The sequence below is a fragment of the Tenacibaculum finnmarkense genomovar ulcerans genome (genome assembly GCF_900239495.1).
GTDB lineage: Bacteria > Bacteroidota > Bacteroidia > Flavobacteriales > Flavobacteriaceae > Polaribacter > Polaribacter ulcerans.
This window is the reverse complement of record NZ_OENE01000010.1, coordinates 34,486-53,000: the sequence shown is the minus strand read 5'-3', so window position 1 is coordinate 53,000 and position 18,515 is coordinate 34,486. Positions and strand designations below refer to the sequence as shown.

Sequence of the window (18,515 nt, the reverse complement as noted above, 5' to 3'; positions counted from 1 at the left end):
CTTAAACGTATTAACGCATTAATATGTAAATTTGCCAAGTTTTACACATAGCAGATTTACAGATGAAAAAAATCTTTGACATTCTTTACTCTACCCGCTTAACAGCCGTATTATTCTTCATTTTCGCAATAGCAATGGGAGTTGCAACTTTTATAGAAAATGATTTTGGAACACAAACTTCTAAAGCCCTGGTATATAATGCTTGGTGGTTTGAGTTAATTCAAGTGTTTTTCGTGGTTAATTTCTTTGGAAACATCTTCAGATATCGATTATACAAAAAAGAAAAATGGGCTGTACTATTATTTCACGTAGCCTTTTTATTGATTTTAATTGGCGCAGGAATTACCCGTTATATTAGTTATGAAGGATTAATGATTATTGATGAAGGAGAAACTACCAATACTTTTTTATCTGATATTAATTATTTAAACGTAGTTATTGATAATAACGAATTTCAAAAAGAAACAAATAACAAGCTACTATTAACTGCTTTAGGGAGTAATTCGGCAAATTTCACTGAGTATTTTCAGCCAAAAAAAGATGGTGAAAATCATAAAATAACATTTAATTTAGTCGATTATATTCCTTGGGCTGAAGAAAAATTGGTTGAAGACCAAAATGGTACTGAGCATCTTTTATTTGTAGAGAGTTCTAGCGGAAGCAGACATGAACACTATATTAAACGTGGTACAATTGAAAATATTCATAATATTTTAGTTGGTTTTGATGCTAAATCAGAGGACACAAATATTAATATTTTCAAACAAAACGATACCTTAAAAATACAAACCAAATCGGCAGGTAGTTATCAAGTAATGGCAACCCAACGCAAAGGATTGGTTAAAAAAGATAGCATTCAAAATTTTAACCTTCGATCTTTATACCAAATTTCGGGGCTTCCTTTTGTGGTTCCTCAGCCTGCTGTTAAAGGAGAAATGAAAATTCTTAGAGGTGAAAAAAATGACCAAAAATTTGACATGGTTGTTTTTGATGCTACTTTTAATAACAAAACAGAACGTGTAAAATTAACTGGTGGTAGCTTTAATGTTGAAGGAAAAAAGCAATTTAGTATTGATGGCTTAAATTTTAGAGCTTGGTACGGTGCAAAGCAACGCCAAACACCTTTTAGTGTTAAATTAAATGACTTTCAATTACAAAAATACCCTGGTTCAGAAAATGCCGCTTCTTTTGCTAGTGAAGTAACGGTTATCGACAAGAAGGAAACATTTGATTATCGAATTTTTATGAACAATATTTTAGATTATAAAGGCTATAAATTATTTCAATCTAGCTATAAAATTGAAGGAGATAAAGAACAAACTCACTTATCTGTAAACCATGATTATATGGGAACTTTGGTTACTTATATAGGTTATTTCTTATTGTTTTTTGGTTTAATTGCATCATTATTTGTTAAAAATACTCGTTTTGATTACTTGAAAAAATCATTAATTAAAATTAGAACAAAAAAAGCGACCCTTACAATCTTATTTTTAGCAAGTAGTTTTTTAAGTTTTTCACAGCATCAGGAACAACAACATCAACAAGCTAAAAAGTTATCAGAAAACGAAATTGAAACGGTTTTAAAAAAATCGGTTGTAAACAAAGAACACGCTGCTTTATTTAGTGAATTGGTAATACAAGATACAGGCGGACGTATGAAACCCGCACATACTTTTGCTTCAGAATTGGTTCGAAAAGTAGCGCATACTAACAGCTTTAAAGACTTAACACCAAGTCAAATTTTAGTTTCTATTACCGAGTCGCCCATGTTTTGGTTAAATGTTCCTTTTATTTATCTAGAGAAAGGAAACACCAAAATCCGTGAAATATTAGGTGTTAAAAAAGAGGCTGTATATGCTTGTTTTATAGATTTTTATGACAAAAACGGAACCTCTAAAATTAGCAATCTTGTTATTGAAGCTCAAAAAAAACAAATTCAAAGTAAATTTGAAAAAGATGTTATAAAAATAGAACATCGTGTGTGGCTGTTATCACAAGCATTGGGTGGTGGAATTTTAAAAATTTTCCCAATTCCTAATGATGAACAACATAAATGGGTATCACAACCTGAAACTTCACAAGCAAATTTTAAAGGAACAGATTCTGTTTTTGTAAGACAATCATTGCCTGTCTATTTTCAATTATTACAAGAAGCTAAAAAAACAGGAAATTATACCGAAACTAATAAAATTTTAGACGGAATTAAAAAATTCCAACGAAAATTTGGTAAAGAAGTTATTCCTTCTGAAAATAAAATAAGCCTAGAAATAGCCTATAATAAAACCAATATATTTGTAAAATTATCTAAATACTACGGATTTATTAGTTTTTTAATGCTTGTTTTTGTCTTTTTTCAAATATTTAACAACAAGCCTTGGATAAACTACGTTATAAAAGCCTTAATAGGGATTGTTATTATCCTTTTTATAGTGCATATTTTAGGGCTAGCTTCTCGCTGGCAAATTAGCGGAAATGCCCCTTGGAGTAACGCTTATGAGTCAATTATATTTGTAGGGCTTGCAACCATGTTATTTGGTTTATTATTAGGGAAAAATTCGGCATTAACAATTACTGCTACCACATTTTTAACGTCTATTATTTTATTTTTTGCGCATCAAAACTGGTTAGATCCTGAAATTGCCAATTTAGTACCAGTATTGAATTCTTGGTGGCTATATGTGCATGTATCAATTATTGTGGCTAGTTACGGTCCTTTTGCTTTAGGGATGATTTTAGGTGTTTTTTCTTTATTTTTAATTATTTTCACTAATAAAAAGAATAAAAAGAAAATGGATATTCACCTAAAAGAACTTACCGTAATTAACGAAATGGCAGTAACTGTTGGTTTAATTATGCTGGTAATCGGAAACTTTTTAGGAGGTATGTGGGCAAATGAAAGTTGGGGGCGTTACTGGGGCTGGGACCCGAAAGAAACTTGGGCGTTAATATCAATTATGATTTATTCTTTTGTGCTACACATGCGTTTAATCCCTGGGTTAAGATCAAGATACACCTTTAACCTATGGTCTATAATGGCTTTTGCATCTATTATGATGACCTATTTTGGCGTAAATTTTTACTTATCAGGACTGCACTCTTACGCTAGTGGTGACAAAGTAATTACCCCTACCTCTATTTATTATTCAATTGCTTTTGTTGCAATAATAGGCTCTTTAGCATGGGTTAAATATAAAAAGTTTTATAAAAAATAAAGCAACAATTTTTAACAGAAAAATGTACTTTTACAAATTGATAAAAAACAAAAATTAAAAAAAAATTAAAATGTTTAATAAAAATATAAAGTTAATTATAGCAGGTGTAATCAGTTTATGGGCTATTTATGAGTTTTCTCAGGTTCATATAATGAATGGAATATCAATTCTTTTATTAGCAGGTATTTTCGTGTTTTTCTACTTTAAAAATGAATTTATTTTACTTGCTTTTATGCAATTACGTAAACAAAATTTTGAAGGAACTAAAAAATGGTTAGACCGTATTAAAAACCCAGAAACAGCCTTAATTCCTAAGCAAGAAGGATATTATAATTACTTACATGGCATTATGCTAAGTCAAAAAAACATCACACAAGCCGAAAAATACTTGAAAAAAGCAGTTAAATTAGGTTTAGCGATGGACCATGATTTAGCAATGGCAAAATTACAGTTAGCAGGAATAGCGATGACCAAACGTAGAAAAAGAGAAGCAACTCTTTTAATGAATGAAGCTAAAAAGTTAGACAAACATGGCATGTTAAAAGAGCAAATGCAAATGATGAAGAAACAAATGGCTAAAATTTAACTTTTATTTTGTATTTTTAACATTTAATAAACAGATAATGCCAAAAAAAATTGCTTTAAAGTTTTTTGAACGATACGCCTCCAAATGGGTTGTTTTAAGTATCGACATCATTTTAGTATGTATATCTTTCATATTAGCATACTCCGTGCGTTTTAATGCTAGTTTAAATTTTGATCTTGATAATTTATATTATCAAATTCCGTTTATAGCATGTATAGCCCTTATAAGTTTTCTTGTTGTGGGCTCATACCGAGGTATTGTTAGGCATACAGGAACAAGAGATGCTTTTAATGTTTTTTTAGGAGTGAGCTTACTTTTTTTAACAGCAATTTCGATTGTTTTAATTAATAATTTATTTGCTTTCATTCCTCGTTTTACAATTCCTTTATCAATTTTGATTATTCATTATTTGATTTCAATTTTAGCATTGGTTATTAGTAGGTATGTTTTTAAAGCGTTTTTTAAAATGATATCAACTAAATTAAGTAAATCATCAAATGTGCTTATATATGGATCAGGAGATTCAGGATTAGCAACTTATGAAGCTTTAGATAGAGACACCAAACACCAATATAATGTTTTAGGTTTTATTGATGACAATAAAAAAAAGGCTGGAAAAAAAATAAATCAAGTTAAAATATATAACAGAAAAATCATCAATAAAGAGTTTATAGAAAATAAACAAATTGATGACGTTATTATTTCTATTCAGAATATAAAATCTGAAAAATTACTTTTTATTACCGATACCCTATTAGATTTAGGCGTAAAAGTTAAAATTGTTCCACCTATTTCAAAATGGATTAATGGCGATTTAGAAGCCAATCAAATTAAAACGGTAAAAATAGAAGATTTACTAAATAGAAAACCTATTTCTATTGAAAATCCGATTGTTAAAAAAGATGTAAACAATAAAGTCGTTTTAGTAACAGGAGCGGCTGGTTCAATAGGTTCAGAAATTTCAAGACAACTAAGTGCTTACCAACACGAACATTTAGTACTAATCGACCAGGCCGAATCGGCATTATACGATCTTCAGCAAGAACTTGTTCAAAAAGGCAGACAAAACATCACTTCTATCGTTGCAGATGTTAGAGATGAAACAAGAATGTCTAAAATTTTTGAACAATATAAACCGCAGAAAGTATTCCATGCAGCAGCTTATAAACACGTTCCTTTAATGGAAATGACTCCTTATGAAGCTGTTAAAATAAACATTGCAGGAACTAAAAATATTGCCGATTTATCAATAAAACACCAAGTAGAACGCTTTGTTATGGTTTCTACGGATAAGGCAGTAAACCCGACAAACGTAATGGGAGCAACCAAAAGAGTTGCTGAAATGTACATCAGTTGTTTAAGTAATGATACAAGTCATCATACTAAATTTACCATTACACGATTTGGAAATGTTTTAGGTTCTAACGGTTCTGTAATTCCTCTTTTTAAACGTCAAATTGAAAATGGAGGACCTTTAACAGTTACTCACAAAGATATTACACGTTATTTTATGACTATACCAGAGGCTTGTTGCTTGGTTTTAGAAGCAGGAACTATGGGGAATGGTGGTGAAATTTATATTTTTGATATGGGGAAATCTGTAAAAATATATGAAATAGCCAAAAGAATGATTCATTTATCTGGATTAAAATTCCCAGAAGATATTGATATCAAAATAACAGGATTACGCCCTGGTGAAAAACTATACGAAGAGCTTTTAGCTGATGGTGAAAACACAGCGCCTACCTATCATGAAAAAATAATGATCGCTAAAAATCAGGTTATAGATACTCTTTTTATACGTCATAAAATTGCAGAATTATGTGTTAACAATAAAAACCATGACAATCAGAAAACAGTACAACTTATAAAAGAAATTGTTCCTGAATATATCTCTAAGAATTCTATTTATGAAAAATTAGACGCTAAAGTTCTTTAATTTTAAAGAACAATTACTTTACTAATTGTATATAAAAAACTCCGATATTTTATCTAAATATCGGAGTTTTTTTATGCCCAGAATAATTCATTAAAAAACACTAAACTAACAAAGTTCAACCAGCCTTTCCAACGCCATACCTCTAGAACCTTTTATTAAAATACTACTTTCTTTTACAGGGCTTTTTTGTAAATATTCTTTCAGCGCTTCAAAACTTATACATTTTTGAGACTTTATTTCATCTTTTATTTGACACTTTATTTCGGTTTTATTAAAATTTTCACCTACAAAAAAGGCTTTATCAAAATTAAAACTAAGCGTTAAATCGACAATAGTTTGATGGGCTGTTTTACTGTAATTTCCTAACTCAAACATATCACCTAAAATAACCGTTTTATGTTTTGCTTCTAAACTATTAAAACTTTCTAGCGCCACTTTCATACTCGTTGGATTGGCATTATAGGCATCTAAAATAATACTGTTATTTTGAGTTTTAATAACTTGTGAACGATTATTTGACGAAGTGTATTTCTCTATCGCGGCTTTAATTTTTTCTTTAGATATCTTAAAATAATCTCCTATTGTAATAGCGGCTGATATGTTTGAAAAATTATACGTTCCTATCAAATTACTTTGTATTTCTAATGATGCAAAAGATAATTTCACAAAAGGATTTGCCTTTATAAAACCAATAGACTTTTCAAACAAAACAGTATTTGCATCTTTAGTTTTGGCTACCTGAATAGCATCTTCTGGATTTACAAAAATATTTTTATTGTTCTTGATAAGAAAATCATATAATTCTGATTTTGCTTTTATAACACCTTCTAACGACCCAAAACCTTCTAGATGTGCACTTCCAAAATTAGTAATATACCCAAAATCTGGCGTTGTTATTTCAGTTAAAAAAGCAATTTCATTAGGGTGATTTGCGCCCATTTCAACAATTCCTATTTCCGTTTGGTTTGTCATAGAAAGCAACGTTAAAGGAACGCCTATATGATTGTTTAAATTCCCTATTGTTGCAGTCGTTTTATATGTTGATGACAATACAGCATTAATTAACTCTTTAGTGGTTGTTTTCCCATTGCTACCTGTTATTGCTACAATAGGTATTCCTAATTTTTTTCGATGATAACTCGCTAAATCTTGCAGGGTTTTTAATACATTTTCAACTAAAATAGTTTTATCAGAAGTTTTAAATGCTACTTGATCAATAATAGCAAATTTAGCACCTTTTTTTAAAGCTTGTTCTGCAAACTTATTGCCATTAAAGTTCGCGCCTTTTAAAGCAAAAAACAAGGTGTTTTCTCTAATATTTCTAGTATCGGTATCAACTAAACCATGTTGAATATATAGGGTATATAAATCAGCTATTTTCATTGTGTAAAAATAAAAAACCTCATTGAAAATTCAATGAGGTTAGTATATAAAATATTTAATTGTTTATCTTTTATTCATTGAATACCTTGGTGTAGCAGTCTTACGCTTATTTAACATCATTGGTCCCATTTTATCAGTAGCACATCTAAATCCGATAAAATTCGTAGCCATATATTCAGGGAAATACCTTCTTTGAGCTGGGTCTAACCAATACTCTCTATCTGCCCATGAACCACCTTTATAAACTCTAGATTTATCACTAATTAAAGTTGCTCTGTTTTTTGAATCGTATTTATAGTTATTAACTACGTTTCCTAATGAGTCTCTATCTGCTTCAGGTTTTTCAGGTGAGTTGTACATTCTTGACATCTCTCCTAATTGATCTTTTTCTAATTGATAATCTTTTGAAGAAGCTTGATCTCCATCACCTAAACTTGAATTATCCGCTAAATTATAGTTTCTTCTCATGTAAGTATCTTCCTTTGTAATAGGGATAAACTTAACACTACCAGGTAATTCTTTTGGCACGATTCTTCCATTTTCTAGAGTATCGTATTCAATTTCACCCATTTCATCACCAACAATAACTACTTTACCATCTTGATTTATTAATTTTTTAGTAAAAATATTTCCTCTAAAATAGTTGAAATCATTTGCTTCAGAATCAATAATAGGACGGTATACATCTTGCACCCATTCGGCTACATTCCCTGACATATCAAATAAACCAAAAGCATTTGGCGGATAACTTGCTGCTGCATTAGGAATATCCGATCCATCACTACTCCAACCTGAAATACCACTATAATCTCCTTTTCCTTGCTTAAAGTTTCCTAACTGATCTCCTCTTCTTCTTTTATCTCTATCACGTGTATATTTACCGTTCCAAGCGTATTTTTTTCTTCCACGAATATTGTTATACTCACGGTTTTCAAAAATTGCTTTTGAAGCATATTCCCATTCAACTTCTGTTGGAAGCCTAAATTTCTGTGCTAAAATACCATCTGATGAAGTAACCTGTCTTCCTGAAAATTTATCTTTATCGGGCCTTGAGCTTCCTTTTTTCCTATATACAGGAATTCCTTTTTTATAAATAGTAGAATCTCCGTCAAACAATGCATACGGATTGGTTAAATAGGTATCGGTATCAAAATTATTCTTTCCTTTAAAGCTCAATGAATCTTCTTTAAAGATATTTTTAATAACACCTTTATCCATTAATATTTTTAAATTCACGGCATTAGTACGCCATTTACAGTACTTACTAGCCTGTAACCAACTTACCCCTACAACAGGATATTCGGCATACGAAGGATGTCTTAAATAACTTTCTGATAATAAATTAGTATTTCCTAATCCTTTTCTCCAAACTAATGTATCTGGTAAAACAGCTTTATAAATATTTTTAAATTGAGGATCTTCCGGAGGAAAAACATCTTTAGTATATTGCATGAATAAACCATATTCCGCATTTGTAACCTCTGTTTCATCCATATAAAAAGAACGAACATGCATTTTTTGAGGTGTAGTGTTCCAGTCAAACATTACATCATCCTGCACTAGCCCCATAGTAAAGCTTCCACCTTCTATATGTGTCATTCCTGGAGGAGTTTCTTTTCCTTTTTTATCCTCTCCTTTTATATAACCACCGTAATTAGGGTCATTAAAATTCCATCCGGTTAATGAAGATTTACTTGAACCACCACTATTGCTCTTACAGGAAGCAACCATTAACGCTGTGATAACCAATAAACTAAATAATTTTAACGTGCTTTTCATGTGTTTTTAACTATTTTAAGGCTGGCGCAATTTACAATATTTCTAATTCCTAACAACTAATTTATTTATAAATTGAAACATAAACAGCCTTACTCTTATAGAGTGTAAACGATCGTTTTTTATATTTAGTATTAAATAAGGAATAAATAGCTGCTATTAATAGTCAATTTTTCATCTAAAAATAACCTATTTTATTACAAATAAAAATAAATATATATCCTTTATATACTAGATACTTTTTTCTAGCGTTTTATTTAATGTTAAAAAACAAATTTAACTTTTCATAAATATATTCTATATTTGTTGAATTTAATAACCAAACCCTTACATGAAAAAATTATCATTTTTTTTGTTCCTTGCTTTTTTTGCCTCTCAAGTAAAAGCGCAAATTACAACAGCAACCCCCTTTTTATTAATTTCATCTGATGCACGTGCAGGCGGTATGGGAGACGTAGGAGTAGCAACATCAGCAGATGCTTTTTCTATTTTTCACAACCCCGCCAAAACAGCTTTTAATAAAAATAAAATCAATATTGGTTTAAACTATACGCCTTGGCTTCGAAATTTAACTGATGATATTTTTGTAGGAAATATTTCTTATGTAAATAGATTTCAAGAAAACTCCGCTTTTGGAGTAGATCTTAAATACTTCTCTCTTGGTCAAATAGATCTTAATGAAGTAAAAGTAGGTGGAGGAATCCGTGACTTAGGCTACAAAAATCCGAATGAATTTTCAATTACAGGAATTTATTCAATGAAATTAAGTGAAAACTTTTCAATGGGAGTTGGCTTAAAATACATCAATTCAAACTTAGATGTTAATGACAATAACACAGGTGCTGTTAGTGCTTTTGCTGTAGATATTTCTGGTTTTTATCAATCTGAAGAAAGAAATTTTGGAAACTTTAATGGACGCTACCGTTTAGGTTTTAATATTGCAAACATTGGTCCTAAGGTTGCTTATACTCCTGGTGAGGAATATTTTATTCCTACAAATGCTAAGTTTGGAGGAGGTTTTGACTTCATCTTAAATAGTGAAAATACGGTTGGTTTAAATTTAGAATTTGCCAAATTATTAGTTCCTTCAAGCAGCGCAGCATCAAGCAGAGGTTGGATAGAAGGAATGTTTACTTCTTTAGGCGATAGAGATTTTAGTGAAGAACTTCAAGAAACTACCTGGGCGTTAGGAACTGAATACATATACAATAATGCCTTTGCTCTTAGGGCTGGTTACTTTCATGAAAGTAAAGAAAAAGGACAACGACAATTTTTAAGCTTAGGAACAGGTTTTACTGCCAAAGCCTTTACCTTAGATTTGTCTTATTTAGTAAACACCTCATCGGTTAATAACCCTTTAGAAAATACCTTACGTTTTTCTTTATCATTTGATTTAGGAGAAATTTACGACGATTATTAAATTTCAGTTTTACTTAAATAGCTTCGTATCAAATACTATAAAAGCAGTCGTTTAGACTGCTTTTTTGACTAATATAATTTTTTTATGGAAAAAATAGACTTAAAAACAACTGTTACCGTTTTTGAAAACACAACAGAATTAACAGCAGAAGATACCTTATTAATGAATAAAGCTATAGAAGCAAGAGCCAAAGCTTATGCGCCTTATTCTAAATTTAACGTTGGTGCCGCGTTTTTACTAGAAAACGGTGAAATTATTTTAGGAAACAACCAAGAAAGTGCAGCATATCCTTCAGGAATGTGTGCTGAAAGAGTTGGTGTTTGGCGTGTAGGCTCTGAATTCCCTGGGGTAAAGATTAAAAAACTTGCCATTACTGCCGCTTCTCAAAACATGACAGTAGACAAACCTATAGGTCCTTGTGGTGCTTGTAGGCAAACCTTATCGGAATATGAAATTAATCAAAAAGAACCGATGGAGGTCTTATTTATGGGGGAAGTTGGAAAAATTATAAAAACAACCTCACTACTTTCTTTGCTTCCTTTTTCTTTCGATAGTGAATACCTATAAAAAAATAGTATTGAAAATGTAAAAAAAATGTTATTTTTATGTGAAATATACAACTAAAGTGTTATTTTATAAATAAAACATAATTACAGTAAATAGAAAAGTAATTAAAGTGTTTTTTAAATTTAAAATGCTTTACTTGTATGTTTTTACAAAATTTCACGGAAAAATAACCAAAATAATTAAGATGACATCAGCAGTAATTACAGGAACAGGTTCATATATCCCTGTTATAAAAAAAGAAAACAATCAATTTTTAGAAAATTCTTTTTTAAATGCTGATGGAACTTCTTTTAGCAGCCCGAACGACATCATTATTGAAAAATTTAAATCAATAACAGGTATTGAAGAACGTCGGTATGCCAATGATGATTACCAATCATCTGATTTAGGGTATTTAGCGGCTAAAAAAGCCATTGAAGATGCCAATATTAACCCTGAAAGTTTAGATTATATCATTTTTGCACATAATTTTGGTGATGTAAAAAAAGATGCTATCCAAAGTGATATGTTGCCTAGTTTGGCAAGCCGTGTAAAACACTTACTAAAAATAGAAAACCCAAACTGTGTTGCCTACGATCTTTTATTCGGATGCCCCGGATGGGTGCAAGGTGTTATTCAGGCACAGGCCTTTATTAACGCAGGAATTGCCAAGAAATGTTTGGTTATTGGAAGTGAAACATTGTCAAGAGTTATTGATGCTTACGACAGAGATTCTATGATTTACAGTGATGGCGCTGGAGCATGTATTTTAGAAGAGAAAGAAAATTCTAGTAGCGGAATTTTAAGCCACGCCACCCAAACATTCACCAAAGAAGAAGCCTATTTTTTATTTTTTGGAAAATCTTTTAATCAAAAATTAAATAATTCTGAAGAAAATACCCGTTACATAAAAATGCACGGGCGTAAAATTTATGAATTTGCACTTAATAATGTGCCACAAGCCATGAAAACAGCTTTAGATAAAAGTGGCGTTGCAATTAATGATGTGAATAAAATTTTTATACATCAGGCAAATGAAAAAATGGACGAAGCAATTATCAAGCGTTTTTATCGCCTTTATAAGAAACCTGTGCCTAAAGAAATAATGCCAATGAGTATTCGTACCTTAGGAAATAGCTCTGTGGCAACCGTGCCAACACTATTAGACTTGGTTTTAAAAGGAAATATCGAACATCAGCAAGTAAAAAAAGGTGATGTAATTATGCTTGCATCCGTAGGATCAGGAATGAATATAAACGCTATTGTGTATCGCTATTAAAAAACCTTGAAAAAAGTTTAAAAAATCTAAAATCAAATACTTAAAATCTGAAATCTAAGTACTATTTTTGCGCATGCAACAACACAACGTACTTATTTTAGATTTCGGATCGCAATACACACAGCTTATTGCCCGCCGAGTGAGAGAATTGAACATTTACTGTGAAATTCATCCGTATAACAAAATTCCAACAAACTTAAACGACTTTAAAGCCGTAATTTTATCTGGTAGCCCAAACTCTGTTCGTTCAGAAGCGGTTTTACATCCAGATTTAGCAGAAATTAGAGGTAAAAAACCTGTATTAGCTGTTTGTTATGGAGCGCAATATTTAGCCCACTTTTCAGGTGGATTAGTAGCGCCTTCAAATACTAGAGAATATGGTAGAGCGAATTTATCTTTTGTAAAAGAAGGAGAAGCTTTTCTTAAAGGAATTTCAATAGGAAGCCAAGTTTGGATGAGTCATTCAGATACTATTAAAAATTTACCAACAAACGGAACTTTATTAGCAAGCACCAACGATGTTGAAAATGCTGCTTATAAAATTGAAGGAGAATCAACATACGCGATTCAATTTCATCCAGAAGTATACCACTCTACCGATGGAAAACAATTATTACAAAACTTTTTAGTTGATATTGCTGATGTAGCTCAAACTTGGACTCCTGATTCATTTGTAGATGAAACAGTAGCCAATATTAAAGCAACAGTAGGAAACGACAAAGTAGTTTTAGGCTTATCGGGAGGAGTAGATTCTACCGTAGCAGCTGTATTATTACACAAAGCAATTGGCGCAAACTTACACTGTATTTTTGTTAACAATGGTTTGTTACGTAAAAATGAATATACCGATGTATTAAAACAGTACGAAGGTATGGGCTTAAATGTAAAAGGTGTTGATGCTTCGGCACGTTTTATGAAGGAACTTGAAGGATTAAGCGATCCTGAAGAAAAACGTAAGGCTATCGGTAAAGCTTTTATCGATGTTTTTGATGCTGAAGCAAATCAGATTGAAAATGCTAAATGGTTAGCTCAAGGAACTATTTATCCTGATGTAATTGAATCGGTTTCTGTAAACGGAGGACCATCGGCAACTATTAAAAGTCATCATAACGTAGGTGGTTTACCTGACTTTATGAAGTTAAAAATAGTAGAGCCTTTACGAATGATCTTTAAAGATGAAGTTCGTCGTGTAGGAGCTTCAATGGGAATTGATAAAGAATTATTAGGGCGTCATCCTTTTCCTGGTCCTGGATTGGCTATTCGTATTTTAGGTGATATTACCCAAGAAAAAGTACGTATTTTACAAGAAGTAGATGCTGTTTTTATCAACGGATTAAAAGAAGATGGTTTATACGATAAAGTATGGCAAGCTGGCGCAATTTTATTACCAGTAAACTCTGTTGGAGTTATGGGTGATGAAAGAACTTATGAAAAAGTAGTTGCTTTACGTGCTGTTGAAAGTACTGATGGTATGACTGCTGATTGGGTAAATTTACCGTATGAGTTTTTACAAAAAATATCGAACAAAATAATAAATAATGTAAAAGGTGTTAACAGAGTTGTTTATGACATAAGCTCTAAGCCACCCGCTACAATTGAATGGGAATAAATTCCTTACACTAAAAAGCTACTAGATGAAGAAGTTACAATTTTTACTTTTAATTTGCATTTTAACCTTTGCCGTTTCTTGCGGTCAACAAAAAAGGTATGTATCTTATAAGGTTCAACAGGGTGAAACAATGCGCCAAATTGCCAAGCGATTGGATATGAAAACCAGGGATTTATTACGTTTAAATCCTCATGTTGATAGACGTCCGAGTGCCAATACGGTTATTATTATTCCTAATATTGAAATAAAAAAAGGAACTTCTTCGTCTAATAGTACTAAAGAGGTTGTTACAAGTACTACTGAAACCGAAAATTCAGATACTCCTGTAAAAACCGATACTCAAAATACACCTACCTCTCCAGGTAAAACTGTTTTTAAACAAACCGTATATGAATACAAAACACATACGGTTAATGCGCAAGAAACAGTGTATCGAATTACTAAAAAATACGGTATTTCTAAAGATGATTTAATAAAATGGAACCCAAAACACCCTGGTATTCAAAAAAATATTTTAAGTGTTGGACAGGTTTTAAAAGTTAAAGCAATCGCTAAAACAATTGCTGTTGATAAAGAAACTGTTCTTAAAAACTTTTTAACACACACGGTAAAAAGTAAAGAAACCGTGTATAGCTTAACACGGTTTTATAATATTTCTAAGCAAAATTTAATTCAACTAAACCCTGAATATGCCGAAATAGCAAACAACGAATTAACCGTTGGGCAGTTATTAAAAATAAAACCAATTGAAGAGGTAAATTCAAGCGATAATTACACTTTTTATAAAGATCATATTGAAAATGACATTGCTATTAATTTAGCTATTTTACTTCCTTTTAAAGCGCAAGATTATAGCAATACTACGGCTACTGATATTTTTAGTAAAGAAAAAAACAGTTCAGCTAAATTAGCCAATATGGTTACTGAATTTTATTTAGGTGCCGAAATAGCTATAGATTCAATAAAAAAACAAGGTATTAATGTACATGTAAATCTTTTTGATACTGGAAATAGAGGTAAAAATATTACTTCAATATTAGCTAAAGATAAATTAAAAGATACTGATGTTGTTATTGGTCCTTTTTATGCTGATAAAGCAGAAATTGTTGCTAATAAAATTAATACTCCTGTTATGTTTCCTCACTTTTCTAAGAGTCAGCATAAATTTTCAGCAAAAAAACTAATTAAAACAGCACCCGATAAAAATAACTATACCGATTATTTAATTTCTTATTTAAAAGAAACCTATAACGGACAGCAAATTTTTGTAGTTGGCGATGGAAAAACAGCTTCAAACAGCAAAATAAATAAAATTGTAGCCCAATTAAAAAGCCACGATTCTATTCAAAACATCCATGTTTTAAAACCTAAGAAAGGCTATATTAAAAAAACATTATTTACCAGTAAAATGAGCGCCAAAAAAGACAATTGGGTACTTATAACTTCTGATGATAATGTTGCTATTGCCGATGTTTTAAACAGTATGATTGGTATTCCTGACAAAATAAACCTACAGGTTTTTGCCGTAGAAAAACATAAATCATACAATAAAATAGAAAACAACAAATTAGCGAGTGTTCATTTTACTTACGTATCTGATTCTTTTACTGATGACGCTTCGAAAGAGGTTAACGTTTTTAATAAAAAATATTACCAAAAAAACAATACCATCCCTTCGGATTATGCCATTAAAGGTTTTGATATAACCTATGATGTTTTAATGCGTTTAGCTTCAGGAAAAGCCTTAACCGATACTTTTAAAGAAGGTGTTTCACTTCGTTTAGAAAACAAATTTGATTATACTAAGAAAATGTTTGGAAGCACTAGCAATAAAGGGTTATTCATTATAAAATACAACAAAGATTTAAGTTTAAAAAGACTGAAATAATACTAAAACAATAAAGTTTTAACACTATAAATACCTAAAAAAGCACCCATTTTAAATGAGTGCTTTTTTTTATCGTTTTGAGTTTTCAAAATATAGCAAAAACCCCTAGCCCCGATTGAAGCAATTGTTTGAGCTCTTTTTTGTTTTTTTCTTTTAAAAAAACAAAAAAAGCGAGTGCGGAAAGCGGGAAATAGCTCCAAAAAAAATTACTGCTTCTTTTTAGCGATATTCTTTAACCATTCTTGATTTTCTAAATACCAAATAATTGTTTTTTGAATACCCTGCTCAAACTGCAAAGATGGCTGCCAACCGAGTTCATTTTTAAGTTTTGAAGCATCAATTGCATAGCGATAATCATGCCCTGCCCTATCGGCTATATGCGTTATTAAATTAGTTGAAGTTCCTTGTTTTCGCCCTAATAAAGCATCTGTTTCTTTTATTAAAAGCTTTATTAAATCAATATTTTTCCACTGATTATCGCCACCAATATTATAGGTTTCGCCTGTTTTTCCTTGATGAAAAATTACATCAATTGCCGCTGCATGATCTTCTACATAAAGCCAATCTCTAATGTTTTCACCTTTTCCATAGACTGGCAAGGGGTTATTTTTACAGATATTATCAATAAATAATGGAATTAATTTTTCGGGAAATTGATTTGCTCCGTAATTATTAGAGCAATTAGAAATTACAATCGGTAAATTATAGGTATCATAAAAAGCTCTCACAAAATGATCGGAAGATGCTTTTGATGCCGAATACGGCGAGTGCGGATCGTAGGCGGTTTTTTCAGTAAAAAGACCTGTTTCGGCTAAACTTCCATACACTTCATCGGTAGAAATATGATAAAATAATTTATCATCAAAATTATCTTTCCAGCTATTTTTAGCGTTTTCTAATAAGTTTAATGTTCCAAAAACATTGGTTTTTACAAATGAAAAAGGATCAGAAATAGAGCGATCAACATGCGATTCTGCCGCCAAATGAATAACCGAATCTATTTTATAATCTTTAAAAATATTTTTGACTAAAACCTGATCACAAATATCTCCTTTGATAAATGTGTAGTTGGAGTTATTTTGAATATCGGTTAAATTATCAAGATTTCCTGCATAGGTTAAAGCATCTAAATTAATAATTTGATATGTTGGATATTTATTCGAAAATAATCGAACAACATGTGAACCAATAAATCCTGCACCGCCTGTAATTAAAATACTTTTCATTAAAAGAATTGTTTATAAAATATATTTCAAATTTACGATTCTTATATCAATTTAACTTTGATACCGCTGCCGTCATGCTGAATTTAGTTCAGCATCGCATAATTGTGGCAAATCAGGATGTGAATCTGAAATAAATTCAGATTCACAGATTCGATGCTATTTCTAATACGGCGTTTAGCTAATAGTATTAAAAAGGCGAATAAAATTGATTAAAATTGCCTAAAATTTCATCTTTTGCTGATAAAATCACTTTTTCTTGGGCGATATTCCAATCGATATTTAAGGTTTTATCGTTCCATAAAATACCGTCTTCATACGAAGGAGCATATGTATTATCTACTTTATACGAAAAAATAGCTTCTTCGGATAAAACCACAAAACCATGAGCAAAACCTCTTGGCACAAATAATTGTTTTTTATTTTCTTCGGATAACAAAACCGTAATATGCTTGCCAAAAGTTGGCGATTTTTTACGTAAATCGACTACAACATCTAATACTTTTCCTTTATTACATCGCACTAATTTTGCTTGTGAAAAAGGTGGTTTTTGAAAATGCAAGCCTCTTAAAACGCCAAAAGTAGATTTTGATTCATTATCTTGAATAAAATTAATCGTGCCTATATTTTCGCCAATATTTGCATTAAATTTTTCTTGATTAAACGATTCGTAAAAATATCCTCTTTGATCTTTAAAAATGGTTGGTTCGATAATAACCACATCAAGAAGTGCTGTTTTGATAAATTTCATTTAAACTTTATTAGCCTTTATTAGTTCTCTTTTACTAAATTTAATAAATACTGTCCGTAGCCGTTCTTTTTTAAAGGTTCGGCGAGTTCTCGTACTTTTTCTTTAGAAATATAGCCCATATATAAAGCGATTTCTTCCAAACAAGCAACTTTTAAACCTTGTCGTTTTTCGATGGTTTCAATAAACTGACTTGCCTCTAATAAGGAATCGTGTGTGCCTGTGTCTAACCAAGCGAAACCACGTCCCATAAGTTGAACTTTTAGTTGTTTACCTTCTAAATATTGTTGATTTACAGACGTTATTTCTAGCTCTCCTCTTTCGGATGGTCTTACTTTTTTTGCAATTTCTATCACATCATTCGGATAAAAATACAGCCCTACAACAGCATAATTTGACTTCGGATTTTCAGGTTTTTCAATAATTGATATTGCGTTGCCATTAGCATCAAAATCAACGACTCCGTAGCGTTTTGCATCTTTTACATAATAGCCGAAAATAGTTGCTTTTTTATCATTTTGAACATTATTTATTGCCGACACTAACATTTCTGGTAATCCGTGACCATAAAAAATATTATCGCCTAAAATTAAACAAACATCATCGTTTGCTATAAATTCTTCACCAATAATAAAGGCTTGTGCTAAGCCATCTGGAGATGGTTGTTCTGCATATTTTAGAGTGATTCCTAAATCGCTTCCATCGCCTAATAATGTTTTGAAGTTAGGTAAATCGGTTGGGGTTGAAATTATTAAAATTTCGGTGATTCCTGCAAGCATCAAAACCGATAACGGATAATAAATCATCGGTTTATCGTACACAGGAAGTAATTGTTTTGATACGCCTTTTGTTATCGGATATAAGCGTGTTCCTGATCCGCCTGCTAAAATTATGCCTTTCATT

General features: G+C 31.1%; 13 protein-coding genes. 8 read left to right on the top strand and 5 right to left on the bottom strand.

Features of this window, described 5'->3' with window-relative positions:
* Window positions 1–62: 62 nt before the first annotated feature.
* The 3 genes from ccsA to DPIF8902391_RS03925 all read left to right on the top strand — a co-directional run bounded on the left by ccsA (window position 63) and on the right by DPIF8902391_RS03925 (window position 5,740).
* Window positions 63–3,215 (top strand): cytochrome c biogenesis protein CcsA, encoded by a 3,153-nt coding sequence (ccsA, locus tag DPIF8902391_RS03935; RefSeq protein ID WP_172505093.1) that lies wholly within the window; start codon window positions 63–65, stop codon window positions 3,213–3,215.
* Between the two features lie 70 nt (window positions 3,216–3,285).
* A complete protein-coding gene (locus DPIF8902391_RS03930; protein ID WP_058884382.1) occupies window positions 3,286–3,801 on the top strand; it encodes a tetratricopeptide repeat protein in 516 nt (171 codons plus the stop codon).
* Between the two features lie 37 nt (window positions 3,802–3,838).
* Window positions 3,839–5,740, top strand: coding sequence for a polysaccharide biosynthesis protein (locus tag DPIF8902391_RS03925; protein WP_058884381.1), 1,902 nt, complete (start codon window positions 3,839–3,841; stop codon window positions 5,738–5,740).
* Between the two features lie 105 nt (window positions 5,741–5,845).
* Here the strand turns inward: DPIF8902391_RS03925 and DPIF8902391_RS03920 are convergent, their stop codons facing one another.
* Window positions 5,846–7,123: a UDP-N-acetylmuramoyl-tripeptide--D-alanyl-D-alanine ligase gene (locus DPIF8902391_RS03920; protein WP_058884380.1), complete on the bottom strand. Its 1,278-nt coding sequence runs from the start codon at window positions 7,121–7,123 to the stop codon at window positions 5,846–5,848.
* Window positions 7,124–7,186: 63 nt separating this feature from the next.
* Window positions 7,187–8,902 (bottom strand): gliding motility lipoprotein GldJ, encoded by a 1,716-nt coding sequence (gene gldJ, locus DPIF8902391_RS03915; protein ID WP_058884379.1) that lies wholly within the window; start codon window positions 8,900–8,902, stop codon window positions 7,187–7,189.
* Between the two features lie 328 nt (window positions 8,903–9,230).
* Here gldJ and porV point away from each other — a divergent pair, with 328 nt between their 5' ends.
* The 5 genes from porV to DPIF8902391_RS03890 all read left to right on the top strand — a co-directional run bounded on the left by porV (window position 9,231) and on the right by DPIF8902391_RS03890 (window position 15,641).
* A complete protein-coding gene (gene porV / locus DPIF8902391_RS03910; protein WP_058884378.1) occupies window positions 9,231–10,319 on the top strand; it encodes a type IX secretion system outer membrane channel protein PorV in 1,089 nt (362 codons plus the stop codon).
* Window positions 10,320–10,403: 84 nt separating this feature from the next.
* The gene (locus tag DPIF8902391_RS03905; RefSeq protein ID WP_058884377.1) at window positions 10,404–10,886 is read left to right on the top strand and encodes a cytidine deaminase; all 483 of its coding nucleotides are present in this window, start codon (window positions 10,404–10,406) and stop codon (window positions 10,884–10,886) included.
* Window positions 10,887–11,070: 184 nt separating this feature from the next.
* Window positions 11,071–12,144, top strand: coding sequence for a 3-oxoacyl-ACP synthase III family protein (locus DPIF8902391_RS03900; protein WP_101916157.1), 1,074 nt, complete (start codon window positions 11,071–11,073; stop codon window positions 12,142–12,144).
* A 73-nt stretch (window positions 12,145–12,217) separates the two neighbouring features.
* Complete coding sequence (gene guaA, locus DPIF8902391_RS03895; RefSeq protein ID WP_172505092.1) at window positions 12,218–13,753, top strand: glutamine-hydrolyzing GMP synthase; 1,536 nt, start codon at window positions 12,218–12,220, stop codon at window positions 13,751–13,753.
* A gap of 25 nt (window positions 13,754–13,778) precedes the next feature.
* Window positions 13,779–15,641: a LysM peptidoglycan-binding domain-containing protein gene (locus DPIF8902391_RS03890; RefSeq protein WP_172505091.1), complete on the top strand. Its 1,863-nt coding sequence runs from the start codon at window positions 13,779–13,781 to the stop codon at window positions 15,639–15,641.
* A 206-nt stretch (window positions 15,642–15,847) separates the two neighbouring features.
* Here DPIF8902391_RS03890 and rfbB read toward each other — a convergent pair whose 3' ends face one another.
* The 3 genes from rfbB to rfbA form a co-directional block, all read right to left on the bottom strand.
* Window positions 15,848–16,867 carry a dTDP-glucose 4,6-dehydratase gene (gene rfbB, locus DPIF8902391_RS03885; protein ID WP_172505090.1) on the bottom strand — a complete coding sequence of 340 codons (1,020 nt, stop codon included), beginning with the start codon at window positions 16,865–16,867 and terminating at the stop codon, window positions 15,848–15,850.
* Between the two features lie 187 nt (window positions 16,868–17,054).
* Window positions 17,055–17,615, bottom strand: a complete 561-nt coding sequence (gene rfbC, locus DPIF8902391_RS03880) for a dTDP-4-dehydrorhamnose 3,5-epimerase (protein ID WP_172505089.1) — start codon at window positions 17,613–17,615, stop codon at window positions 17,055–17,057.
* A 20-nt stretch (window positions 17,616–17,635) separates the two neighbouring features.
* Window positions 17,636–18,514, bottom strand: coding sequence for a glucose-1-phosphate thymidylyltransferase RfbA (gene rfbA, locus DPIF8902391_RS03875; protein WP_172505088.1), 879 nt, complete (start codon window positions 18,512–18,514; stop codon window positions 17,636–17,638).
* Window position 18,515 lies beyond the last annotated feature (1 nt).